The following is a 21,923-nucleotide window of genomic DNA, read 5'->3' on the forward strand; positions in this document are numbered from 1 at the left end:
GGATACGGGCAATTTCACCCGTGCGCCGCAGCGGCGCACGGTATCAGTCCGCCTGGTGAAGTTGTGGTTAAGGTGCTGGAGAGGAACAATAAATTACCATCTTGCTGCGGGGATGCCGCAGCGGAAGGTGAGGAATGCGGCGAAATTTAATAAAACTCGCCACAATTTCCCTGGTTAACGGAGCCTTAAAGCCTGATGCAGGAGATCAGGCGGCCGTAGTCGGCCTCTTTCGCGTGGGTCGCGCGGCGGTAGGAGTAGAATTTCTCAGGCTCGGAGTAGGTGCAGTGACGGGTCCATTCGGCCATGCCTGCACCGGCCTGGCGCAGTTTGTGCAAGCCCAGGCCCGGCAGGTCGAACAGGTAGCGGCCGCCTTCGCCATTGGCAAAGAACCGGGCGTAGCCGTCGTCCTGCATCACGAAATCTTCAAAGAACTCAGGGCCGACCTCATAGGCGCGCTGCGAGATCGCGGGGCCAATCACTGCCGCCGTGTCCTCGCGCCGGGCGCCGAGGCCCTCCATTGCTTCCAGCGTGGCCTCCAGCACCCCGTCCAGAGTGCCGCGCCAGCCCGCATGGGCGGCGCCGATGACGCCGGCCTCGGGGTCGCAAAACAGCACCGGCTGGCAGTCGGCGGTCAGTATCGACAACGCCAAACCAGGTATATTGGTGACCATGGCGTCGGCGCGGGGGCGGTCCTGCGAGGGTTCTGTGACCACCAGCACATCGGCGCTGTGGACCTGATGCACGGCGCTGAGGTTCTCGGGCGGCACCTCCATCGCGGCGGCCACGCGGGCGCGGTTGATCTGCACTGCTTCGCGCTGATCGGTGGAGCCCAGGCCGCAGTTCAGCCCGTGGTAGATGCCCGAGGAGGCGCCGCCCCTGCGGGTGAAAAAGCCGTGCCGCACCGGGCCAAGCAGATCGGACGTGAGAATTTCAAGCGTCATGGGTTCAATCCTGGCAAAGGAGCGGCCGTCGAGGGATAGAGGCCGAGCACTTTGAACAGGTTTCCCATTTCATCGGGGTGCGTCAACCGCCGATGTGCGGCGATCAGGGAGTCCAGCGGCTCACCCTGCAGCGGCGCGGCCAGGGCGCGGGCGCGGTCAGTGATGCCGAGACGCTCCAGAAACACTCCCTGCGGGGTGAGGCGAGTATAGGCGCAACCGGCGGTTTTGGCGGCTATTGCCAGCGCCTCGAAATCCACATGGGCGGTCAGGTCGGCCTCGCCGGGGGCCAGCAGCGGATCAGCGGGTTTATGGGCGCGCAAGGCTTGCAGGGTATCGCCAAGGGCGCGCCAGTCGCCATAATCCACGATCAGAGCCGCGCCGCCATGGGCAGCGATTCGGGATGCGATGGCCTGAGTGACGGGGGCGGCGGCGTCGCAAATTTCAACCAGATCGCCCTCCTGGGTGTCTTGCAGGCGGTGATCCAGGGCGGGCTGCGGCGCGGCAGGGCTGAGGCCGAAGGCCAGCCTGCCGTCTGTCAGGCCGATGCGCCGTTCGCTCCAGTTATCGCCGCTGCGGATGAATTGGCGGATGGGCAGGGCGTCAAAGAATTCGTTGGCTACCAGCAGTAGCGGCTGGTCCGGCAGGGCGTCCGCAGAGTTCAGCCATTCGGGGGCGTATGCCTCCAGCGTCCTGGCTTGGGTGCTGCGCAGTTTCGGTGAGGCCTCGATCAGTTTGATCTGCATCGCCGCATGGAACCCCGGCACGCCGCGGGTGGCGCGCAAGAGGTCCGCCATCAGGGTGCCACGGCCCGGTCCCAGTTCGGCAAGCGTGAAGGGGGCCGGGGCGCCTTGGTCAAGCCAGCATTGGGCCAGGGCGAGGCCGATCAGTTCGCCGTACATCTGACTGATTTCCGACGCGGTGGTGAAGTCTCCCTTGGCGCCCAAGGGGTCACGGGTGGTGTAATAGCCATACTGCGGGTGCAGCAGGCACTCCCCCATATAGGCGGCAACAGACATCGGGCCATCCGCCTGGATGCGGGCGGCAAGGTGATCTGCCAGGCTCATGCCGGGCTCCGGGAGGCATGGCGGGCGCGCAGCAGGAACCAGAGGCCGATGGCGATCATCGGCAGCGACAGCGCCTGGCCCTGGGTGATCCCGAAGCCGTCGATATGCCAGGCCAACCCCAGCGGATTGCCGGGAGAGACGAACTGCGCATCCGGCTGGCGGAAGAACTCAACTATGAAACGGGCGAGGCCGTAGCCCGCGAGGAACACGCCCAGCAGGCGGCCCGGGGTGTGAAACGCATTGCGGCGCCAGGCGAGGTACAAGAGCAGGGCGCCGAGGATCAGCCCCTCCATCCCTGCCTCATACAGCTGCGAAGGGTGGCGGGCGCAAAGCTGACCCAGCGCCTGGCCGCAGTCCTGCGCGGCGGGGCCGGGAAAGGCGACGCCCCAGGGCAGATCCGTGGGGCGCCCCCAAAGCTCGGCATTGATGAAGTTGGCCAGCCGTCCCAGCAGCAGGCCCGGTGCCACGGTATGGGCAACCAGATCGGCGATCTGCAGTTTCGGGATGTTGTGGCGCGCGGCATAGATCAGCGTCGCCAGAACCACGCCGAGCAGGCCGCCGTGAAAGGCCATGCCGCCCTGCCAGATCTTCAGGATCTCAGCCGGATGCGCCTGGTAATAGGCGGGCTGGTAGAACAGCACAAAACCCAGGCGCCCGCCCAGGATCACGCCGAGGATGATCCAGGTCAGCAGATCCTCGACCTGCTGCGGCTTCATCGGCGGCTGCTGCGCGGGCCACAGCCCAGGACGGCGCAGGGCCGCGACAGCCAGCCGCCAGGCAATGACGATCCCGGTGATATAGGCCAGCGCATACCAGCGCAGGGCGAACTCAAATGAGCCGAGGGAGATCGAGAAAATCTCGGGCGAAAGGTCGGGGAATTGGATCATGGCCTGCATATGCGTCTGAATGCCTCTGGTCTTCGGGGGAAGTCAACGGCTTGCAGCCGCGCGCCCGCTTCCCCATATAGGAGTCAGCCCCGAGACGGAGAAGAGCATGCAGACCCGCAACAAGATCCTGGACGATATTTCCCAGCTGATGACCAATGCGATGGGCGTGGCCCAGGGCGCCAAGGACGAGGCGGACACCGCGCTGAAAAGCATGATCGACCGCTGGCTGGCCGACCGTGATTTCGTCACCCGCGAGGAGTTTGACGCGGTGCGCGCCATGGCACAGAAAGCGCGCGAGGAGAATGAGGCGCTGAAGGCGCGGCTGGATGCGCTGGAGGCCGCGCAGAAATAACCGGGCAGTGCTGGCCCGAGAATGAGCCTGCTGCGGCGAGATGCTGCGGCGGGTTTTTTTGTGCCATGGTGAACACGCATAGCAGATCTGCGGTGACGCAGGGGGGGGGGGGCATGCGCCGCTTTACGCATGCTGGGCCGGAAACCGCACCGCCTTTGCGGAAGGTGCGGCGCGAGTTGGACAGCGAAGCACGGTTGATTGGCCGGGGCCGGGATCACGAACTGTGCGGGGGCCGCGTTCCGGTAAGTGTTCGGCCGGGCTGCGGGTGAAGCAGTCGTTGAAGCTTCATGCCTTGCGGCCCGGTTTGTTCGCGATGCAGAACTTCGGGGCTGTGCTCGCGATGGACCGTGCGGGCTGAGGTCAGACCGAAATGATCCAAACGGCAATCAAGCTTACGGTCAGATAGACAAGCGTGTTGACCATCCAGCGGATGAGGCCGGCTTCGCCCTCCGGGTCGACGCCAAGGCGTTCACAGACTTTGGTTCCAGGCCACAGAAATGCTTCGGACAGTGTCATGGGGCGGCTCCTTAATGGGTAAGCGCGATGAATAAAGAAACACCTAAAAGAATAAATACGCATTGTAAATGCTTAATTTATGCGGCGGGAGGCCGGTCAAACGCACGCATGGTTTTGCAAGAGAGCAATCAGCCGGGGTGATGCTGGGCCGGGTGGAATTGTCCGGTGCGTGATCCGGCCGGAGACCGTACAGGAAGCGGTTTCAATTCTGGTTTTTAAATGCTACGCAGAGGCCGGCATCTAGGGGGCTGTGGATAGTTCATCCACAAGTTATTGCAGATATCCCCAAAATAAGGGTTGCCAGATCATCAATTCAGCCCCACCATATCTTGTATGGGAGCGGGGATGCGTCCCCGGCCCGTAGCAGAATAAACTAGCTATAGGGAAACTCTGTGCCCGGTAAGCTAGGCAAAGAGAGAGGTGGCAAAATGGCACTATCCGAGCTTCACTTGGAAGAAGACATCCACCCCATAGACATCGTCGAGCATTTGGCGTCGCACCATGATTGGGACTTTGACCGGGTTGGTGATGACCAGATTGCCATGTCGGTCGAGGGGCAGTGGCGCACCTATTCGCTGACGCTGGCCTGGTCGGGCTATGAGGAATGCCTGCGGCTGGTCTGCAGCTTTGAAATGGAACCCCCGGAGGCCGAGCTGCCGCGGCTCTATGAGCTGATCAACAGCATGAACGACCAGTGCTGGGAAGGCTCCTTTACCTATTGGGCGGATCACAAGCTGATGCTGTTCCGCTATGGGCTGATGCTGTCCGGCGGCCAGATGGCCAGCCCGCAGCAGATCGATGCGATGCTGAACGCAGCGGTTGCCAATGCGGAACGCTACTATCCGGCGATCCAGCTGGCAGTCTGGGGAAAGCGCAGTACCCAGGACGCGATGCAGGTCGCCATTGCAGAGGCCTACGGCCGGGCGTAAACCTGAGCCCTGAACCTGACACCAAGGGGAGGGGCGACATATGGATATGCAAGAGATTGCCGCGCGCGGGCTGGTACTGCTGGGCTGCGGCAAGATGGGATCGGCGATGCTGGCCGGATGGCTGGAGTGCGGGTTGCCCGCGGCGTCGGTCTGGGTGATTGACCCGCACCCCTCGGACTGGCTGCAGGGCACCGGTGTCCATATCAACGCAGAACTGCCCGCGGCGCCGGGCATCGTTCTGATTGCCGTCAAGCCGCAGATGATGGGCGCCGCGCTGCCGGTGCTGCAAAGCTACGGCAACGGCGCCACCCTGTTCATTTCCGTTGCCGCGGGCACCTCGATTGCCACCTTCGAGGACGTTCTGGGGGCGCAGTCGCCGATCGTGCGGGCGATGCCGAACACGCCGGCCGCCGTGGGCCGCGGCATTACTGCGATTATTGGCAATGCTCATACCAGCGACACCGATCTGGACCGCGCCGAGGGGCTGCTGCAAGCCGTGGGGCAGACCGTGCGGCTGCAGAACGAGGGCCAGATGGATGCCGTCACCGGCGTCAGCGGCTCGGGCCCCGCCTATGTGTTCCACCTGATTGAGACTTTGGCAGTCGCGGGCGAGGCGCAGGGGCTGCCGGCGGACCTGGCGATGCGGCTGGCCAAGGCGACTGTTGCGGGCGCCGGTGCGCTGGCAGAGGCGGCAGAGGAAAGCCCCGGCCAGCTGCGCATCAATGTGACCAGCCCGAACGGCACCACCCAGGCTGCCCTTGAGGTGCTGATGGATGATGACGACGGTTTCCCGGCGCTGCTGAACCGGGCTGTGGCTGCGGCCGCGGAACGTTCAAAGGAGTTGTCGCGTGGCTGAGATCACTTTTGACGAGTTCCTGAAGGTCGATGTCCGCGCCGGTGAAATCATCCGTGCCGAGCCGTTTCCCGAGGCGCGCAAGCCGGCAATCAAGCTTTGGGTCGATTTCGGGCCGGATATTGGCGTAAAAAAGAGCTCAGCGCAGATTACGGCGCATTACATGCCGGAAACGCTGGTGGGCAAGCAGGTTCTGGCCGTCGTAAACTTCCCGCCGCGGCAGATCGGCACGTTCATGTCAGAGATCCTGGTTCTGGGCCTGCCGGATGAAAACGGAGAGATATTTCTGGCGGGTCCCGATGGAAAGGTCCCGCTGGGCGGGAGGATGCACTGAGATGAAAATCTGGATTGCGCGGCCGATGACGGCAGCGGTCACGGCACGGGCGCGGGAGGCGTTTGGTGATCTGGAAATCCGTGAGACCAACGCGGTGATGAATGAGGCGGAGATGCTGCGCGCGCTGCGCGACTTCGACATTGTCGTGCCGACGCTGGGCGACAGGTTCACGGCTGAGATCTTTGCCAAGGCGGGCACGCCCCGCTGCAAGCTGCTGGCCAACTTTGGCGTCGGCTACAACCACATTGATGTCGAGGCCGCGCGGGCCGCAGGCGTCGAGGTGACCAACACGCCGGGGGCGGTGACCGATGCCACCGCAGATATTGCAATGACGCTGATCCTGATGTCGGCGCGCCGCGCGTCCGAGGGCGAGCGGATGCTGCGCAAGGGGGACTGGGCAGGCTGGCACCCGACCCAGATGCTGGGGCTGCACGCCACCGGCAAGCGCGTCGGCATCGCCGGCATGGGCCGTATCGGCCAGGCGATTGCCCGGCGCTGCCATTTCGGCTTTGGCATGGATGTGTCCTACGTGGCGCGTTCGGCGAAGGATCTGGATTTCCCGGCAGACCGCGCCGGCAGCCTGATTGATCTGGCGGGGCAGGTGGATTTTCTGGTTGTGGCGGTGCCGGGCGGCGCCGAGACCACGCATCTGATCAACGCCGAGGTTCTGGGCGCGATGCAGTCCCACGCCCATCTGATCAACATCGCCCGCGGTGAAGTGGTCGAGGAGGCGGCGCTGATCGACGCGCTGCAGAACCGCCAAATCGGCGGTGCCGGGCTGGATGTCTATGAGTTCGAACCCAAGGTGCCGCAGGCGCTGATCGATCTGGATAACGCCACTCTGCTGCCGCATCTGGGCACCGCCACCGAAGAGGTGCGCAGCGATATGGGCCATATGGCGCTGGACAATGCCGCAGCCTATCTGAATGGCGCGGCGCTGCCCAACCGGGTCTGAATTATGTCTGCCTGAGCCGCGTCCCGGCTCAGGCGTCTTTGGGCTTGTCCCGGCGGTGGTCCCAGGCGGGATCGTCACGCTTGATCCTGCGGGTGGCATAGGTGCCTGCCGGCCAGGCCAGGATGGCACCGATGGCGGCGCAGACCAGAATGGCCCTGACTGAGTAGTACCCCAGCACAAATGCGGTGATGACGGCTGCCCCGGCGATGCAGGCGCCAATCATGATGGACAGGTGAAAGCGCAGCTTGCCGGCCAGCGGGTCGCCCAGAGGGGCGTGGTTTGTCATGACGGCCTCCTTTGGAAGTGGTCCAAAGAGTATAGCACAGATCGCGGCAGATTGTTTCGGGCGGCTTACTCTGCCGTTTTGCCGCTGCGCAGATCGCCCGCCGCCTCGCGCCAGTGGCGGCGGCACAGCGAAACATAGGTCTCATTGCCGCCGATCTGCACCTGGTCGCCCTCGGTCAGCACCCGGCCCTGATTGTCCTGGCGGACCACCATAGTGGCTTTTTTGCCACAGTAGCAGATGGTGCGCACCTCGCGCATTTCATCCGCCAGCGCCAGCAGGGTGGCGGAGCCGGGGAATAGCTTGCCCTGGAAATCCACCCTGAGGCCGTAGGCCAGCACCGGCACCTGCAGATCATCGACAACGCGGGCCAGCTGCCAGACCTGATCGGGCGTCAGGAACTGCGCTTCATCGACAAAAATCGCCGCCACCGGGCCGCGTGCCAGACGCTGTTCAATGCGGGTGTAAAGGTCGTCGCCCGCGGCAAACATATCCGCTGCTTCGCCGATGCCGATGCGCGAGGCGATTCTGCCGGTCCCGGCGCGGTCATCCAGCCGGGCGGTCAGCAGGTAGGTATCCATATGGTTTTCGCGGTAGTTATGCGACGCCTGCAACAGCACCGTCGATTTGCCCGCGTTCATGGTGGAGTAGTTGAAATAGAGCTTGGCCATGGAGCCGGGGTTTACCCGTCCCGGCCTGCGGGGAAAACCGGATTCGTGCCTGTTTTTCGGGGTGGAGGTAAAGCCGTGGCGGGAAGGCTCACCGGGGCGGGTATGGCCAGGGAGGAACAAATCCCTAAAACGGCCAAGCCGAATGCCCCGGAGAGCCCAAGTACCGGGCAGACCAATTACCCTAACAGCGGAACGTCACTCACCCCGTTCCGCTTTGCACTGAACAACTGATGCCAATTGCATCAACCCACTCGCTAAATCCCTGAAAACCTGAGGGATGGATAAGGTATCGCAATTCCTCTACAAGACAGAAATGGGAAATTAACCGGTTCGTTCCCCATGGGGGCGGCGGTCAAGCCAGGTAGGATTTAAATGGCTGAAATCGGGTCGTATCTGAAGAAACACACCGAAGCGCTGGTAAAGGATGTCGGCATCGAAGCCGCCTGCCAGATCACGGGGAAGTCCAAGGCAACACTGGGGCGCTATTATTCGGACAATGCCGAACACACAGACCGGTTCATGCCGGTGGATGCAGTGGCCAAGCTGGAAAGTGCTGCGTCTTATCCGCATGTGACCTCGGCGCTGGCGGAGCTGAAGAACATCACCCTGTCTTACAACGGCAACGGCTCTGCCGAGGAGACCGGGCGCAGCGGCGGTGTGAATGCGGATGTGATTGCGCTGAGCCAGCGGTTTGCCCAGCTGATGAGCGAATACCAGGAAGCGATGGAAGATGGCATTATCACCGTGAACGAGGCCAAGCGGCTGCTCAGGGAAACGGTGCTGTTGCAGCAGGTTCTGCTGGATATGAAGCTGCACCTGGAGGAAGACAGTGCCTGAGACCGGTGACGGGGACAGCCTGCCTGCCATTGCGGAAGGTGAGCTGCATCCGATTGACGTGGACGCGCTGGCGGCACCTGGCGATCCGCGCCACGCGCCGCGCATTCTGCTGCTGTACGGCTCCCTGCGCGCGGTGAGCTATTCCCGCAAGGCGGCTGAGGAGGCTGCGCGGGTGCTGCAGGCCTTGGGCTGCGAGACGCGAATTTTCGACCCTTCCGGTCTGCCGCTGCCGGATGATGCGGGTGCGGCGGAGCACCCCAAGGTGGCAGAGCTGCGCGATCTGGCAGTCTGGTCCGAGGGCATGGTCTGGTCCAGCCCGGAGCGCCATGGCGCGATGACCGGTATCATGAAGCTGCAGATCGACTGGCTGCCGCTGTCGCTGCAGGGCGGCATCCGCACCACGCAGGGCAAGACGCTGGCGGTTATGCAGGTCTCGGGCGGCTCGCAAAGCTTTAACGCAGTCAACCAGATGCGCATCCTGGGCCGCTGGATGCGGATGCTGACCATCCCGAACCAAAGCTCGATCCCCAAGGCCTGGCTGGAATTCGGGGAGGGAGAGCGCCTGCCGGAAGGCCCGTTCTACCGCCGTCTGGTGGATGTGATGGAAGAGCTGGTGAAATTCACCTGGCTGGTGCGAGGCCGCAAGGATTACCTGACCGACCGCTATTCGGAGCGGCTGGAGAGCGCTCAAGAGGTGCATCAGCGGGTCTCGCAGAAGTAGCCTGCGGGCAGTATGCCCTTGTCTGCAGACAAACCTAAGCCCCGGCGCCGCTGCCGGGGCTTTATTGTTTAAGATGACCGGTATCACCGGCACGTCGCAGGATGGCAGACAGGCAAACGGGCAAGCGGGCAAGCGAACGGCACAGGCATTGCGGTTACCTAGAAACCTTATTCCCGCATTTGGTGTGGTGTGCGGTTAAGCAATTGGGCGGCCTTTCCCCTGGTGTTTAGGCAATTGTTAAGGCTCATTTCCGCCGCAATCGGGCCGTGAAGTTACCGCCTGCGCTGGAAACCGCATGGAAACGGGGGAAAACCTGAATTTTCTTCCTAACGAAACCAAGCGGATTTTCCCTTGTTTTTAGGGAGTTTTTATAAAAATCGCAGGCGCCCGTTAAGTAAATAAGGGGTTCGGGAGCTTCGGTCCCGGCACAGAGACAGCGCGTTAAGGTTTTGTTAATTCTGTCTCATTCTGCGCATATTTCTGCCCGCGCGGCACCGCAGCAAGCCGCATTCCAGCCTCAGGGCTCACCGACCATAGCGATGTGGGAAAATGGAGTGGGTCATGAGACAATTACTGGGAATTGCCGCCGCAGTCTTGATAGGTTTCAGTACTGCAGCGGCCGTGGCCGGGCAGGCGGCCCGGGTGCAATCTGTGCCGGGTTGGGAGGCCGTGGGGCGCCTGAACATCGGTGGCAAAGCCATGTGCACGGCCAGCCTGATCGCGCCGGATATGGTGCTGACGGCGGCCCATTGCATGTATGACATCCGTAGTGGCCGGGCCGTGAACCCGCGGAGTATCAAATTTGAGGCAGGTCTGAACGGCCGCCGCGCCAAGGCGTCGCGCCAAGTGGTCAAGGCTGTCGTCCATCCGGGCTACCGGCATGGCCGGACCGGCCAGTTTCAAACCGGAACAGACATTGCTGTGCTGCGTCTGGACAGCCCGATCAGTGCAAATGTGATCCGCCCGCTGGTGCTGGCCGCAGCGCCGGAGCGCGGCATGCGGGTGGATGTGATGTCTTATTCGCACCGCAATGCGACCTCGCCCCGGCTGCAAAGCGCCTGCCAGGTGATTGCGGCGCGGCAAAGCTCGCTGATCACCACATGCCGGGTCGATTTCGGGGCGTCCGGTTCACCCGTGCTGCAAAAGCGTCCGGGCAGGGCGCCGCAGCTGGTCTCGGTGATCTCTTCCAAGGCCCGGATGGGGGGCAGGGGGGTGTCGCTGGCCGCACCGCTGGGGGATGCGCTGCAGGCGCTGATGCGGCAGGCGGGGTGACCGCAGCCGCCGCTGCGGCCCAATAGCCTGCTGCTGAATAAGAGCGGCAGGACGCGAAGCAGCCCCGTTTGGTTCCCCGGGGCTGTTTCCTTTTGCAGCACGCCGTCCTGCGGTTACTGGCTGCTGAGGCGGACCTCTTCCAATGGATAGGCCAGGCTGTCCTGATCCTCCCAATTCATGTGGCAGCCTGCGCAGAAGCTTTGCTTGATCTTCATTTCCTTGCCGCTGGGCAGGAGGGCTGCATAAAGCCAGTCACCGGCCTCGGGCGCACCGCCATCGGCCAGCTTGGTCATGATGAACAGCGGACCGGGAACGGCGTTGCCCTTCTTGACCTTGAAGCTTTCCTTGGCCAGAACCGACCCCGCGGGCATCACAAAGCCTTCTTCGGCGAACTTCAGATATTGTTCAGCGGCAATGCCGTTTGCAAAGGTCTGCAGGAACCGCTCGCCATGCGGGCCGGCAAGGGCCGGCCGGGTTGACGTCACCTGCCAGGAGCGGAAGTCAGCGCCGACCGGATCGCCGTTCTTGGCGTAGCCTTCGGCCATTTTGGCCTCGATGCATTCGTAGATCTTAACAACGGCCTCTGCTTCAAGTTCCGAGGGGTCGCCATCCACAGGGCAGTCCTGGGCAATTGCGCCGGCCGGTACAAGTGCCAAAAGTCCTGCGGCAATCTTTGTCGGTAAGTTCATGGCCTTTCTCCCTGAGTTGTAATGCTGCGGGTCGTGTTGTGCTGTTCACGGTCGCACAGTTCAGGGATTTACCGGGTCACAACTCTACACGGCTGTGTGAAAGCACAGCACGCAAAGGAAAAGCCCCGGGCGTTGCCGGGGCTTTAAAAACATAACGTTGAAGCGTCCGGGCAGAGGGTGCCTAGCCCTGCAGCGACTTCACTTCGACGTCCCCTTCGGCCTGGGCCTTGATCGCCCGTGCAGCGGCATTGGCGCCGGCTGCGGTGGTGAAGTAGGGGATCTTGTCATAAAGCGCGACCGAGCGCATTTCCTTGCTGTCCTCAACGGCTTGCGCGCCCTCAGTCGTGTTCATCAGCAGCTGGACGCCGCCGTCCTTGAGCATGTCCACAACGTGGGGGCGGCCTTCATAGACCTTGTTCACCAGCTCGCACGCCACGCCCTGGCCTTCGAGCCAGGTCTGGGTGCCGCGGGTGGCGACCAGGGTAAAGCCCTGCTCCACCAGGATCTGCGCCGCTTCCAGCATCAGCCGGCCCTTGTCGGCATCCTTGATCGAGACGAAGGCGCGGCCCGAGGACGGCAGCACCATGCCGGCCCCCATCTGCGCCTTGAGGAAGGCGCGGGCAAAGGAACGGTCCCAGCCCATGACTTCACCGGTGGAGCGCATTTCGGGGCCAAGGATGGTATCGACGCCGGGGAAGCGGGCAAAGGGCAGCACCGCTTCCTTGACCGAGAACCAGGGCATATCCGGGTCGGCCAGGGTCATCGGATCGGCCATCGGGGTGTTCACGTCATAGCCCGCGTCCGGCTTATAGGGCGCGCGCATCGGGAAGTTCGACAGCGGCTCACCTGCCATCACACGGGCCGAGATCGAGGCAATGGCGCTGTCGGTTGCCTTGGCGACAAACGGCACCGTGCGCGACGCGCGCGGGTTCACCTCAATCAGATAGATTTCCTCTGCGCCGGCGTCATTGGGTTTGATCGCGAACTGGATGTTCATCAGGCCAACCACATTCAGCGCTTTGGCCAATGCGAATGTCTGTTCCTTGATCTGTTCGATCACCGGCTTGCCAAGCGAGTAGGGCGGCAAGCTGCAGGCACTGTCGCCCGAGTGCACGCCGGCCTCTTCGATGTGCTGCATGATGCCTGCCACATGCACGTCTTTGCCGTCGCAGATCGCGTCCACATCCAGTTCAACCGCGCCGGCCAGGTAGCTGTCGAGCAGCACCGGGCTGTCGCCGGAAACCACCACCGCCTCGGCGATGTAGCGTTTCAGCTGGTCCATGTCGCGGACGATTTCCATCGCCCGGCCACCCAGCACATAAGACGGGCGGATCACCAGCGGGAAGCCGATTTTTTCTGCGATTTCAAGCGCTTGCTCGTCAGTGGAGGCGATGCCGTTGTTCGGCTGCTTGAGGCCCAGGTTGTTGACCAGCGCCTGGAACCGTTCGCGGTCTTCGGCCAGGTCAATGGCGTCGGGCGAGGTGCCGAGGATCGGGATGCCCTCTTCCTCCAGCGCGTTTGCCAGCTTCAACGGGGTCTGGCCGCCGAACTGCACGATGACGCCGTGCAGGGTGCCGTTGTCCTGCTCTACCCGCAGGATTTCCATCACGTGCTCAAACGTCAGCGGTTCGAAATACAGCCGGTCCGAGGTGTCATAGTCGGTCGACACGGTCTCGGGGTTACAGTTGATCATGATGGTCTCATAGCCCGCGTCGGTCAGCGCAAAACAGGCGTGGCAGCAGCAGTAATCGAACTCGATGCCCTGGCCGATCCGGTTCGGGCCGCCGCCGAGGATGACCACTTTCTTGCGGTCAGAGGGGCGTGCCTCGCATTCGACGTCGCCAAAGGCGGGCGCTTCATAGGTCGAGTACATGTAGGGCGTCTGCGCTTCGAATTCGGCGGCGCAGGTGTCGATCCGCTTGAACACGGCGTTGACGCCGGCCGCGCGGCGGGCCTTGCGGACCTCAGCCTCGGTCTGGCCGGTCAGCTTCGCAAGGCGGGCGTCGGTGAAGCCCAGCATCTTGAGCGCGCGCAGGCCTTTTTCGTCCGTCGGCAGGCCGCCGTCGCGGACTTCATCTTCGGCCTCGACGATTTCGCGGATACGGGCCAGGAACCAGGGGTCGAATTTGGTGACGCCAAAGATTTCATCGTCGCTCAGCCCGTGGCGCATCGCCTGGGCGATGGTGCGCATCCGGTCCGGGGTCTGCAGGCTGATCGCCTTGAACACTGCGGCCTTGTCCGGCGCGCCGGGGATATCCACTTCGTCAAAACCGGTGAGGCCGGATTCCATCGACGCCAGCGCTTTTTGCAATGATTCATGGATGGTGCGGCCGATCGCCATGGCCTCGCCCACCGATTTCATCGCGGTGGTCAGATACGGCTCGGAGCCGGGGAATTTCTCAAACGCGAATTTCGGGATTTTTGTCACGACATAGTCGATGCTCGGTTCGAACGATGCCGGGGTCACCTTGGTGATGTCGTTGTCCAGCTCGTCCAGAGTGTAACCCACCGCCAGCTTGGCGGCGATCTTGGCAATCGGGAAACCGGTCGCCTTGGAGGCCAGTGCCGAGGAGCGCGACACCCGCGGGTTCATCTCGATCACCACCATACGGCCATCGGCGGGGTTCACCGCCCATTGCACGTTGGAGCCGCCGGTTTCCACACCGATCTCGCGCAGCACGTTGATCGAGTGGGTGCGCATGATCTGGTATTCTTTGTCGGTCAGCGTCAGCGCCGGGGCCACGGTGATCGAATCGCCGGTGTGGACGCCCATCGGGTCGATGTTTTCAATCGAGCAGACGATGATCGCATTGTCCGCCTTGTCGCGGACCACTTCCATTTCGAACTCTTTCCAGCCCAGCAGGCTTTCATCCACCAGGATCTGGTTCACCGGGGACGCGTCCATGCCGGTGCGGCAGAAGTGGATGTAGTCTTCGCGGTTGTACGCGACGCCGCCGCCGGTGCCGCCCATGGTAAAGGCCGGGCGGATGATCGCGGGCAGGCCGATGCCGTCCAGTGCTTCCAACGCGATGCGGATGCCTTCGTCCAGATCTGCCTTGCCGTCCTCCAGCTTGGGTGCGGTGACGATGGTGGCGCGCGGGTTCTCAATGCCGAGGCGGTCCATCGCTTCGCGGAACAGTTTGCGGTCTTCAGCCATTTCAATGGCATCGCGGGTGGCGCCGATCATCTCGACACCGAATTTCTCGAGCACGCCCATTTCTTCCAGCGCCAGCGAGGTGTTGAGCCCGGTCTGCCCGCCCATGGTCGGCAGCAGCGCGTCGGGGCGCTCTTTCTCGATGATCTTGGCGACCACTTCCGGGGTGATCGGTTCGATATAGGTGGCGTCGGCCAGGCCGGGGTCGGTCATAATGGTGGCGGGGTTGGAGTTCACCAGGATCACCCGGTAACCCTCTTCGCGCAGGGCTTTGCACGCCTGGGCACCGGAGTAGTCGAACTCGCAGGCCTGCCCGATGACGATCGGACCGGCTCCGATGATCATGATCGACTGGATGTCGGTTCTTTTAGGCATGGCCATATTCCTTTGGTTGACGTGCGGGCAGCTTTGAATCAGGGGCACTGGCGAGTGCCCAAATTGTCCTGCGTTATAGGGACCGCGCTGAAAGGTTCAAGGGGGATCGGAAACGGAATTGGAAATGCCGCATCCACCCCTTTTGTTCGCATAGCGAACGTTTATATGTGGGGGCCAAGACCTTGGGGAGTCAATTCCGGTGCGGATTCGCTTTGATCAGGGCCCTAAGGGGGCCGGCACATGTTTCGACCAGCCGCTGCGCGTGATCCGTGCGGACGTGCCGGAGGACGTGCCCGCTGCACTAGCAGCGCTGGATGCGGCACGCGCCGAGGGGCATTGGCTGGCGGGATATGCGTCTTATGAGCTGGGCTACGCGCTGGAGCCAAGACTGGCAGGGCGGATGCCAAAGGAGCGGCGGCTGCCGCTGATGAATTTCGGAGTGTATGAGCAGCCACTGCCGCAGAACGCTGAGGGCAGCGCCCGGACTTGGGAGGGGGCGGAAGCGCCCTCCCGTGGGGAGGGTCGGGTGCTGCCCGGCCTTCAGCCGAACGGCGCAGGTTTGGAAGGCATTGCGCCCCGCTGGACCTATGAGCGCTACGCTAAGGCGTTCACTGAGGTGAACCGCAATATCGGCAAGGGCGACATCTATCAGGCCAACCTGACCTTCCCGATTGATGCAGATGCCTATGGCTCTGCCGGGGAACTCTATGCCGCACTGCAAGCCAAACAGGCGGTGGGCCACGGCGCATTGGTCCAGCAGGACGGCCTGCCGGACCTTCTTTCGCGGTCACCGGAGCTGTTCTTCCGCACCGATGCTGAGGGCATGATTGAGACCCGCCCGATGAAAGGCACCCAGCCGCGCAGCGACGATCCGGTCGAGGACGCCCGCCGCCGCGATTTCCTGCGCCAGGATGAGAAAAACCGCGCTGAAAACCTGATGATCGTGGATCTGTTGCGTAACGACATCTCCCGCGTGGCGCAGACCGGTTCGGTGCATGTGCCGGAGCTGTTTGCGGTCGAAAGCTATGCCACGGTGCACCAGATGGTTTCCACGGTGCGGGCAAAGCTGCGGCCTGATGCCGGGCTGGCAGAGGTTTTTGCGGCGCTGTTTCCCTGCGGCTCCATAACCGGCGCGCCCAAAATCCGCTCAATGGAGATCCTCGCGGATCTGGAACCCTGGGCGCGTGATATCTATTGCGGCACCATCGGCTGGGCGGCACCGGACGGGTCGTCGGAATTCAACGTGGCGATCCGCACGCTGATGCTGGAAAAGGGCCGCGCGACGCTCAACGTAGGCGGCGGCGTGGTCTGGGACAGCACCGCGGAGTCTGAGTATGAGGAAGCGCTATGGAAAGCCCGGTTTGCCCGCGTGACGCCATCCAGAACGATCCCGCTTTCCGCCTGATCGAGACGCTGGGCTGGCACCCCGGCGAAGGCTTCCGGCATCTGGCGCAGCATCTGGCCCGGATGGTGCGCAGTGCGGCTGAATTTGGCATTCCCTTTGAGCCGGAGCAGGCGCGGCGTGTGCTGGTGGCGGCTGCCGGCGGCATACCGCTGCGCTGCCGTCTTACTTTGGACGCGGGCGGGCAACTGGAGCTGACGGCGCCGCCGCTGGGAAGCAGCCCTGCGGAATGGCGGTTGGGCATCGCTGAAACAAGGCTGGATCCGGCGGATGTCTGGCTGCAGCACAAGACCACCCGCCGCGCGGTGTATGATGCCGCACGGGCAAAGCTGCCGGAGGGTGTGGATGAGCTGCTGTTTCTGAACCAACGCGGGGAGCTGTGCGAGGGCACCATTACCAATCTGTTTGTGACCCGCCCGGACGGGCAGGTGGTGACGCCGCCGCTGACCTGCGGCCTGCTGCCGGGCATCCTGCGGCAGGTGATGCTGGAGCGGGGTGATTGCTGCGAGGCGGTTCTTGGCTTGCAGGATCTGCAAGAGGCGCAGGCCATCCGCATGGGCAATTCGCTACGCGGTTTGATCCCGGCAAGGCTGGTCTGAGGGGGGAGCGCTCCCGCAGACAAGAGCCCCCTGGCTGGCGCCAGCGGGCCAGGCCCAACGCTTACCGTCCTGTCGCGTCAGCGATGGGATGCGGAAGGGGCGGGAGCCTGTCTGCACAGGGCGCAGCCTGCGGAAAGGGAAGGTGGGAGGCGCTGAAATTGCCCTGTTTGCTTGACAACCACGCTGCAAACTTGTGTACCACCCCGGACGAATTCAGGCGCCGGTCCGGCGCATCTCCAGAATGACGGTCCACCCGGACAGACGACCCGAGACACGAAAGGTCCCGCCATGCACGCCTATCGCAGCCATACCTGCGCCGAACTGAACAAATCCAATGTCGGTGACACCGTCCGCCTGTCGGGCTGGGTTCACCGTGTGCGCGACCACGGCGGATTGCTGTTCATCGACCTGCGCGACCACTACGGCGTCACGCAAGTTATGGCCGACCCGGACAGCCCGGTCTTTGCCGAGATCGAGAAAGTCCGCTCGGAATGGTGCATCCGCATTGACGGCAACGTCAAGGCGCGCGATGAGGCCCTGGTGAACGCCAAAATCCCCACCGGCGAGATCGAAGTCTTCATCCGTGATATCGAAGTGCTGGGCAAATCCGAAGAGCTGCCGCTGATGGTCTTCGGCGAGCAGGAATACCCGGAAGAAACCCGCCTGCGCTATCGCTATCTGGACCTGCGCCGCGAGAAGATGCAGCGCAATATGCTGCTGCGCTCAAACATGGTCCAATCGATCCGTAAGCGTATGTGGGACAAGGGCTTTAACGAATACCAGACCCCGATCATCACCGCGTCCTCCCCCGAAGGCGCGCGCGACTTCCTGGTGCCTTCGCGTCTGCATCCGGGCAAGTTCTACGCCCTGCCGCAAGCGCCGCAGCAGTTCAAACAGCTGATGATGGTCTCGGGCTTTGACAAATATTTCCAGATCGCGCCCTGTTTCCGCGACGAAGACCCGCGCGCCGACCGCTCGCCCACCGATTTCTACCAGCTCGACCTGGAGATGTCCTTTGTCACCCAGCAGGATGTGTTCGACACAATCCAGCCGGTGATGCAGGGCGTGTTTGAGGAATTCGGCAAGGGCCGCAAGGTCGACAGCGAATGGCCGCAGATCTCCTATAAGGATGCCGCCAAATGGTACGGCACCGACAAGCCGGACCTGCGCAACCCGATCAAGATGCAGGATTGCTCCGAGCATTTCCGCGGCTCCGGCTTTGCCATCTTTGCCAGCCTCCTGGAGAACGAAGGCACCGAAATCCGCGCCATCCCGGCGCCGACCGGCGGCAGCCGCAAGTTCTGCGACCGGATGAACAAGTTTGCCCAGGGCGAAGGCCTGCCGGGCATGGGCTATATCTTCTGGCGCAAGCAATCGGCGGATTCCATCGCACAGGAGCGAGGGATCACCGTTAAAGACGTCAACGCCATGATCAAATCGGGCGAGATTGTCCTTGGCAATGAGGCGGCGGGCCCGCTGGCCAAAAACATTGGCCCCGAGCGCACTGAAGCGATCCGCCAGCAGCTGGGCCTGGATGTGGGCGACGCGGCCTTCTTCCTAGGCGGCAAGCCGAAGGCGTTCGAAAGCGTTGCAGGCCGCGCCCGCACGGTGATCGGCGAAGAGCTGGGCCTGACCGACAAGGACCGCTTTGCCTTCTGCTGGATCGTGGATTTCCCGATCTACGAGAAGGACGAGGAAACCGGCAAGATCGATTTCGAGCACAACCCCTTCTCGATGCCGCAGGGCGGCATGGACGCGCTGCTGAGCGATCCGCTGGCGGTCAAGGGCTACCAGTACGATCTGGCCTGCAACGGTTACGAGCTGGTCTCGGGCGCGATCCGGAACCACAAGCCGGAGATCATGTTCAAGGCGTTTGAAATTGCCGGCTATGGCAAGGATGAGGTCGAGAAGCGGTTCGGCGGCATGGTCAATGCGTTCCAGTACGGCGCCCCGCCGCACGGCGGCTGCGCGGCCGGCATCGACCGTATGGTGATGCTGCTGGCGGATGAAGCCAACATCCGCGAGGTCATCATGTTCCCGATGAACCAGCGCGCCGAGGACCTGATGATGTCGGCCCCCTCCGAGCCGATGAGCGATCAGCTGATGGAACTGGGCCTGCGCGTGATCCCGCAGGATCAGTAAACCGCATTTTGATGTTGAAAGAAGGCCCGGGCGACTGTCCGGGCTTTTTTTGTTGGGGCCAAGGCGGAATTTTTGCCGGGCAACGGTGGTCCGAAAGTCTGCAGAACAGGCGACGGAACGCGCGGAGATCTGCGTATCACATGAAAATCAGCTGTGGACCCGGGCGTGGGTGCTTTAATCTGCAGTAAAGCCAGGCCGTCCAGAGAGATCAGGCCGTTCAGGGAGAACAGGGCGATGCAGTTCGACGGAGATTTGGCGGAGATCCGATTTGGGGCAGGGCTGTCGCCGCTGGTGCGGCCTCCGGTTTCGGCAGAGGCAATGCTGAGCCGCCTGCAAGGCGCCGATGAAATGGCTCTCAGATTTCCTCTCAGCGGTTTTGACGAAGCCTTTGCCCGCGCCAAGGAATTCCGGCGGCTGAGGCGGGACCGCAAGCGGCAGGAAGGCGGGCAAGGGTACGAGGCCGCGGACAATGCCTTTAAAGCCTACCGCCGCGCGCATAATGCGGCGCGGTTCAGGTGGCACGGCCAAAGGTTGCTGCGCCACGTCTTTACCCGCGATGCCTTTCGCGAACGGCTGGTGCTGTTCTGGGCCGATCATTTTACCGCGCAAGGCAAAAACGGAGCGCTGCGCATTCTGGCCGCACCCTATGCCGAGAGCGTCATCCGGCCGCTTGTGGCGGGCCGTTTCGAGGATATGCTGATCGCCGCAGCCACCAGCCCCTTGATGCTGCATTACCTGGATCAGAACCGCTCGGCCGGGCCGGGCAGCCGGGCGGCGAAGCGGCGCAAGCGGCTGAGCGGGCTGAATGAAAATCTCGCCCGTGAAGTGCTGGAACTGCATACGCTGGGCGTGGATGGGCCATATGGCCAGGCGGATGTGCGGCAATTGGCCGAGCTGTTCACCGGCTTGACCGCCGCGCAGGACAAGGGCTTTGTGTTCCGCCCTGGAATGGCTGAACCGGGGGCGGAAACCGTGCTTGGGCAAACCTATGGCGGCGGCAAGCCGGAGCTGGGCCAGGTGCTGTTGGTGTTGCGTGATCTGGCACGCCATCCTGCCACTGCGCAGCATCTGGCGTGGAAGCTTGCAGTGCATTTCACCTCTGATCAGCCGGAGCCGGGGTTGGTGTCGCATCTGGCGGCACGCTATCAGGACAGCGGCGGCGATCTGATGCAGGTCTATTCAGCACTGCTGGAACACCCCGCGGCCTGGCAGCCGGATTTGCAGAATGTCAAACCGCCGTTTGACTATGTGGCCTCTGCCTGTCGCGCACTTGCGGTGCCTGAGGCGCGGTTTTCCGCATTGAAGCCAGGGCAGCTGAACCGGCTGCTGCTGGCACCGCTGACGCCGATGGGTCAACGCTGGGAATTCTCCGGCGGGCCGGATGGCTGGCCGGAAGAGGATACGTCCTGGATCACGCCGCAAGCGCTGGCCGCGCGGCTGCGCTGGGCAATGGCGGCGCCGCGGCGGCTGGCGCAGCCGCTGCCGGATCCGCGTGTCTTTGCCACTGCGGCGCTGGGCCGATTTGCCAATGAACGGGTCCGGTTTGCGGCCCGCGCCGCCGAAACCCAGTCAGAGGCGGTCGGGCTGATCCTGACCTCTCCGGCCTTTCAGCGCCGCTAACAGGAGGTTTGCTTCATGCAGTTGACACGCCGATCCTTGCTGACCCGTTCTGCCATGCTGGGCTGTTCTCTGGCGGCCAGCCCGCTGGTCACGCCGGTCAGCTTTGCCGCGGCCCCCTGGGACACGCGGCTGGTGGTGATCATTCTACGCGGCGGCATGGATGCGCTGGATGCGGTGCAGCCTTACGGCGACCCCGCATTGGCCGGCTTGCGGCAGACCCTGTCGGGCGGACCGCAGGCCGGGGCGGCCGATCTTGACGGGTTCTATGCCCTGCATCCAGGCTTGGCACCGTTGCTGCCGCTGTGGCGTGCAGGCGAATTGGGGTTTGTGCAGGCGGTATCCACCCCCTACCGCGACCGGCGCAGCCATTTTGACGGCCAGGACCTGCTGGAAGCGGGCACCACGGCATTGGGCGACGCAAGAGGCGGCTGGCTGAACCGTTTGCTGCAGCAGATGCCCGGAGTGGAGGCACGCACCGCTTTTGCCATCGGTCAGGAGCGGATGCTGCTGCTGGACGGGGCAGCGCCGGTCTCGCAATGGGCGCCGGGGGCGGGGCTGGCGCTGAGCCCGCAGGCCGAGCGGCTAGCGGGCTTGCTGATGGAAGAGGATCCGCTGTTCCACAGGGCATTGAATGAGGCGCTGGAGCTGACCCGGCAGGATCTGTCTTTGGGATCCGAAGATACCGGCAGCGGGGACAGCGGCATGATGCAGGCGGCGCCGAAGGGGAGAGCACACACCGAGATTGCCGCATATGCTGCGGAGCAGCTGCGCAGCGATACCAGGATTGCGGCGTTTTCGATCAATGGCTGGGATACGCATTACCGCCAGGCAAACGGCCTGAAGTCCGCGCTGGGGCGGCTGTCGGAGACGGTCCTGAAGCTGCGCAGCGGCCTGGGGGACGGGATCTGGGGCAAGACGGCGGTGGCGGCTGTGACCGAGTTCGGGCGCACCGTGCGCGAGAACGGCACTGGCGGCACCGATCATGGCACCGGCGGTGCGATGCTGCTGGCAGGCGGGGCGATCCGCGGCGGCAGGGTGCTGGGGCGCTGGCCGGGACTGGCGGAGGCTGATCTTTATGACCGCCGGGATCTGATGCCGACAGCAGATGTGCGCCAGCATCTTGCCTGGCTCATGCATGGATTGGCAGGTGCCCGGAAAAGTGATCTGGAAACTAATGTGTTTCCGGGGCTGGCCATGGCAGAGGATCCCGGTTTGCTATTGTAAGAGCCGTGGTTCTCCCGCCCGCTCGACCCGTTCAGGGAACGGTCTGAGCCGTTGGGGCCCGGCCCCCCCCCAAAGCCCGGCCGGGCCCCCACCCCCCCCCCCC

21 protein-coding genes are annotated in these 21,923 nt (G+C 63.3%); 13 read left to right on the forward strand and 8 right to left on the reverse strand.

Going from position 1 to position 21,923, the window contains the following annotated elements:
• Nucleotides 1–185: 185 nt before the first annotated feature.
• Genes pgeF through lgt form a run of 3 tightly spaced genes read right to left on the reverse strand, consistent with a single transcriptional unit; the run spans nt 186 to nt 2,901 of the window.
• Entirely contained in the window at nt 186–941 is a 756-nt protein-coding gene (pgeF, locus tag L1069_RS15110; RefSeq protein ID WP_129370219.1) for a peptidoglycan editing factor PgeF, read from the reverse strand.
• Complete coding sequence (locus tag L1069_RS15115) at nt 938–2,005, reverse strand: SAM-dependent methyltransferase (protein ID WP_129370220.1); 1,068 nt, start codon at nt 2,003–2,005, stop codon at nt 938–940. Before L1069_RS15115 ends, pgeF begins: the two co-directional genes overlap by 4 nt.
• Nucleotides 2,002–2,901 (reverse strand): prolipoprotein diacylglyceryl transferase, encoded by a 900-nt coding sequence (gene lgt, locus L1069_RS15120; protein ID WP_237456213.1) that lies wholly within the window; start codon nt 2,899–2,901, stop codon nt 2,002–2,004. Before lgt ends, L1069_RS15115 begins: the two co-directional genes overlap by 4 nt.
• Before the next feature lie 97 nt (nt 2,902–2,998).
• Here lgt and L1069_RS15125 point away from each other — a divergent pair, with 97 nt between their 5' ends.
• Nucleotides 2,999–3,244, forward strand: a complete 246-nt coding sequence (locus L1069_RS15125; protein WP_019296037.1) for an accessory factor UbiK family protein — start codon at nt 2,999–3,001, stop codon at nt 3,242–3,244.
• Nucleotides 3,245–3,604: 360 nt separating this feature from the next.
• On the opposite strand, the gene L1069_RS15130 is transcribed toward L1069_RS15125, so the two are convergent.
• A complete protein-coding gene (locus tag L1069_RS15130) occupies nt 3,605–3,760 on the reverse strand; it encodes a hypothetical protein (protein ID WP_164982705.1) in 156 nt (51 codons plus the stop codon).
• Between the two features lie 428 nt (nt 3,761–4,188).
• On the opposite strand from L1069_RS15130, the gene L1069_RS15135 reads away from it, so the two are divergent.
• Genes L1069_RS15135 through L1069_RS15150 form a run of 4 tightly spaced genes read left to right on the forward strand, consistent with a single transcriptional unit; the run spans nt 4,189 to nt 6,831 of the window.
• Entirely contained in the window at nt 4,189–4,689 is a 501-nt protein-coding gene (locus L1069_RS15135; RefSeq protein WP_237456214.1) for a YbjN domain-containing protein, read from the forward strand.
• Nucleotides 4,690–4,729: 40 nt separating this feature from the next.
• On the forward strand, nt 4,730–5,545 hold the full coding sequence (gene proC / locus L1069_RS15140; RefSeq protein ID WP_237456215.1) for a pyrroline-5-carboxylate reductase: 816 nt from the start codon (nt 4,730–4,732) through the stop codon (nt 5,543–5,545).
• A complete protein-coding gene (locus tag L1069_RS15145) occupies nt 5,538–5,876 on the forward strand; it encodes a tRNA-binding protein (RefSeq protein ID WP_134830290.1) in 339 nt (112 codons plus the stop codon). Before proC ends, L1069_RS15145 begins: the two co-directional genes overlap by 8 nt.
• 1 nt (nt 5,877) lies before the next feature.
• Nucleotides 5,878–6,831: a D-glycerate dehydrogenase gene (locus L1069_RS15150; RefSeq protein WP_237456216.1), complete on the forward strand. Its 954-nt coding sequence runs from the start codon at nt 5,878–5,880 to the stop codon at nt 6,829–6,831.
• Nucleotides 6,832–6,859: 28 nt separating this feature from the next.
• Here the strand turns inward: L1069_RS15150 and L1069_RS15155 are convergent, their stop codons facing one another.
• Complete coding sequence (locus tag L1069_RS15155) at nt 6,860–7,117, reverse strand: hypothetical protein (RefSeq protein WP_237456217.1); 258 nt, start codon at nt 7,115–7,117, stop codon at nt 6,860–6,862.
• A gap of 65 nt (nt 7,118–7,182) precedes the next feature.
• The gene (locus L1069_RS15160) at nt 7,183–7,785 is read right to left on the reverse strand and encodes a thymidine kinase (protein WP_237456218.1); all 603 of its coding nucleotides are present in this window, start codon (nt 7,783–7,785) and stop codon (nt 7,183–7,185) included.
• Nucleotides 7,786–8,157: 372 nt separating this feature from the next.
• Between L1069_RS15160 and L1069_RS15165 the strand changes: the two genes are divergently transcribed.
• The 3 genes from L1069_RS15165 (at nt 8,158) to L1069_RS15175 (ending at nt 10,615) form a co-directional block, all read left to right on the forward strand.
• Nucleotides 8,158–8,622 carry a hypothetical protein gene (locus L1069_RS15165; protein ID WP_129370227.1) on the forward strand — a complete coding sequence of 155 codons (465 nt, stop codon included), beginning with the start codon at nt 8,158–8,160 and terminating at the stop codon, nt 8,620–8,622.
• Nucleotides 8,615–9,343: an arsenical resistance protein ArsH gene (arsH, locus tag L1069_RS15170; RefSeq protein WP_343328061.1), complete on the forward strand. Its 729-nt coding sequence runs from the start codon at nt 8,615–8,617 to the stop codon at nt 9,341–9,343. Before L1069_RS15165 ends, arsH begins: the two co-directional genes overlap by 8 nt.
• A gap of 561 nt (nt 9,344–9,904) precedes the next feature.
• Nucleotides 9,905–10,615 (forward strand): trypsin-like serine protease, encoded by a 711-nt coding sequence (locus L1069_RS15175; protein WP_129370229.1) that lies wholly within the window; start codon nt 9,905–9,907, stop codon nt 10,613–10,615.
• A gap of 113 nt (nt 10,616–10,728) precedes the next feature.
• Here the strand turns inward: L1069_RS15175 and L1069_RS15180 are convergent, their stop codons facing one another.
• Nucleotides 10,729–11,304 (reverse strand): cytochrome P460 family protein, encoded by a 576-nt coding sequence (locus L1069_RS15180; protein ID WP_134830286.1) that lies wholly within the window; start codon nt 11,302–11,304, stop codon nt 10,729–10,731.
• Nucleotides 11,305–11,485: 181 nt separating this feature from the next.
• Nucleotides 11,486–14,833: a carbamoyl-phosphate synthase large subunit gene (gene carB, locus L1069_RS15185; RefSeq protein ID WP_237456219.1), complete on the reverse strand. Its 3,348-nt coding sequence runs from the start codon at nt 14,831–14,833 to the stop codon at nt 11,486–11,488.
• A 199-nt stretch (nt 14,834–15,032) separates the two neighbouring features.
• Between carB and L1069_RS15190 the strand changes: the two genes are divergently transcribed.
• The 5 genes from L1069_RS15190 to L1069_RS15210 all read left to right on the forward strand — a co-directional run bounded on the left by L1069_RS15190 (nt 15,033) and on the right by L1069_RS15210 (nt 21,820).
• Entirely contained in the window at nt 15,033–16,238 is a 1,206-nt protein-coding gene (locus tag L1069_RS15190; RefSeq protein WP_237456220.1) for an aminodeoxychorismate synthase component I, read from the forward strand.
• Nucleotides 16,181–16,834, forward strand: coding sequence for an aminotransferase class IV family protein (locus L1069_RS15195; RefSeq protein WP_237456221.1), 654 nt, complete (start codon nt 16,181–16,183; stop codon nt 16,832–16,834). Before L1069_RS15190 ends, L1069_RS15195 begins: the two co-directional genes overlap by 58 nt.
• 288 nt (nt 16,835–17,122) lie before the next feature.
• Nucleotides 17,123–18,976, forward strand: a complete 1,854-nt coding sequence (aspS, locus tag L1069_RS15200) for an aspartate--tRNA ligase (protein WP_129370234.1) — start codon at nt 17,123–17,125, stop codon at nt 18,974–18,976.
• A gap of 234 nt (nt 18,977–19,210) precedes the next feature.
• A complete protein-coding gene (locus L1069_RS15205; protein WP_237456222.1) occupies nt 19,211–20,596 on the forward strand; it encodes a DUF1800 domain-containing protein in 1,386 nt (461 codons plus the stop codon).
• A gap of 15 nt (nt 20,597–20,611) precedes the next feature.
• On the forward strand, nt 20,612–21,820 hold the full coding sequence (locus L1069_RS15210; protein WP_237456223.1) for a DUF1501 domain-containing protein: 1,209 nt from the start codon (nt 20,612–20,614) through the stop codon (nt 21,818–21,820).
• Nucleotides 21,821–21,923 lie beyond the last annotated feature (103 nt).

It is taken from the genome of Leisingera sp. MMG026, assembly GCF_021654205.1.
GTDB lineage: Bacteria > Pseudomonadota > Alphaproteobacteria > Rhodobacterales > Rhodobacteraceae > Leisingera.

What these genes read in the sequence shown, in the direction of transcription:
- pgeF (WP_129370219.1), bottom strand. Translation starts at nt 941, where the DNA reads ATGACGCTTGAAATTCTCACGTCCGATCTGCTTGGCCCGGTGCGGCAC.
- L1069_RS15115 (WP_129370220.1), bottom strand. Translation starts at nt 2,005, where the DNA reads ATGAGCCTGGCAGATCACCTTGCCGCCCGCATCCAGGCGGATGGCCCG.
- lgt (WP_237456213.1), bottom strand. Translation starts at nt 2,901, where the DNA reads ATGCAGGCCATGATCCAATTCCCCGACCTTTCGCCCGAGATTTTCTCG.
- L1069_RS15125 (WP_019296037.1), top strand. Translation starts at nt 2,999, where the DNA reads ATGCAGACCCGCAACAAGATCCTGGACGATATTTCCCAGCTGATGACC.
- L1069_RS15130 (WP_164982705.1), bottom strand. Translation starts at nt 3,760, where the DNA reads ATGACACTGTCCGAAGCATTTCTGTGGCCTGGAACCAAAGTCTGTGAA.
- L1069_RS15135 (WP_237456214.1), top strand. Translation starts at nt 4,189, where the DNA reads ATGGCACTATCCGAGCTTCACTTGGAAGAAGACATCCACCCCATAGAC.
- proC (WP_237456215.1), top strand. Translation starts at nt 4,730, where the DNA reads ATGGATATGCAAGAGATTGCCGCGCGCGGGCTGGTACTGCTGGGCTGC.
- L1069_RS15150 (WP_237456216.1), top strand. Translation starts at nt 5,878, where the DNA reads ATGAAAATCTGGATTGCGCGGCCGATGACGGCAGCGGTCACGGCACGG.
- L1069_RS15155 (WP_237456217.1), bottom strand. Translation starts at nt 7,117, where the DNA reads ATGACAAACCACGCCCCTCTGGGCGACCCGCTGGCCGGCAAGCTGCGC.
- L1069_RS15160 (WP_237456218.1), bottom strand. Translation starts at nt 7,785, where the DNA reads ATGGCCAAGCTCTATTTCAACTACTCCACCATGAACGCGGGCAAATCG.
- L1069_RS15165 (WP_129370227.1), top strand. Translation starts at nt 8,158, where the DNA reads ATGGCTGAAATCGGGTCGTATCTGAAGAAACACACCGAAGCGCTGGTA.
- L1069_RS15175 (WP_129370229.1), top strand. Translation starts at nt 9,905, where the DNA reads ATGAGACAATTACTGGGAATTGCCGCCGCAGTCTTGATAGGTTTCAGT.
- L1069_RS15180 (WP_134830286.1), bottom strand. Translation starts at nt 11,304, where the DNA reads ATGAACTTACCGACAAAGATTGCCGCAGGACTTTTGGCACTTGTACCG.
- carB (WP_237456219.1), bottom strand. Translation starts at nt 14,833, where the DNA reads ATGCCTAAAAGAACCGACATCCAGTCGATCATGATCATCGGAGCCGGT.
- L1069_RS15195 (WP_237456221.1), top strand. Translation starts at nt 16,181, where the DNA reads ATGGAAAGCCCGGTTTGCCCGCGTGACGCCATCCAGAACGATCCCGCT.
- aspS (WP_129370234.1), top strand. Translation starts at nt 17,123, where the DNA reads ATGCACGCCTATCGCAGCCATACCTGCGCCGAACTGAACAAATCCAAT.
- L1069_RS15205 (WP_237456222.1), top strand. Translation starts at nt 19,211, where the DNA reads ATGCAGTTCGACGGAGATTTGGCGGAGATCCGATTTGGGGCAGGGCTG.
- L1069_RS15210 (WP_237456223.1), top strand. Translation starts at nt 20,612, where the DNA reads ATGCAGTTGACACGCCGATCCTTGCTGACCCGTTCTGCCATGCTGGGC.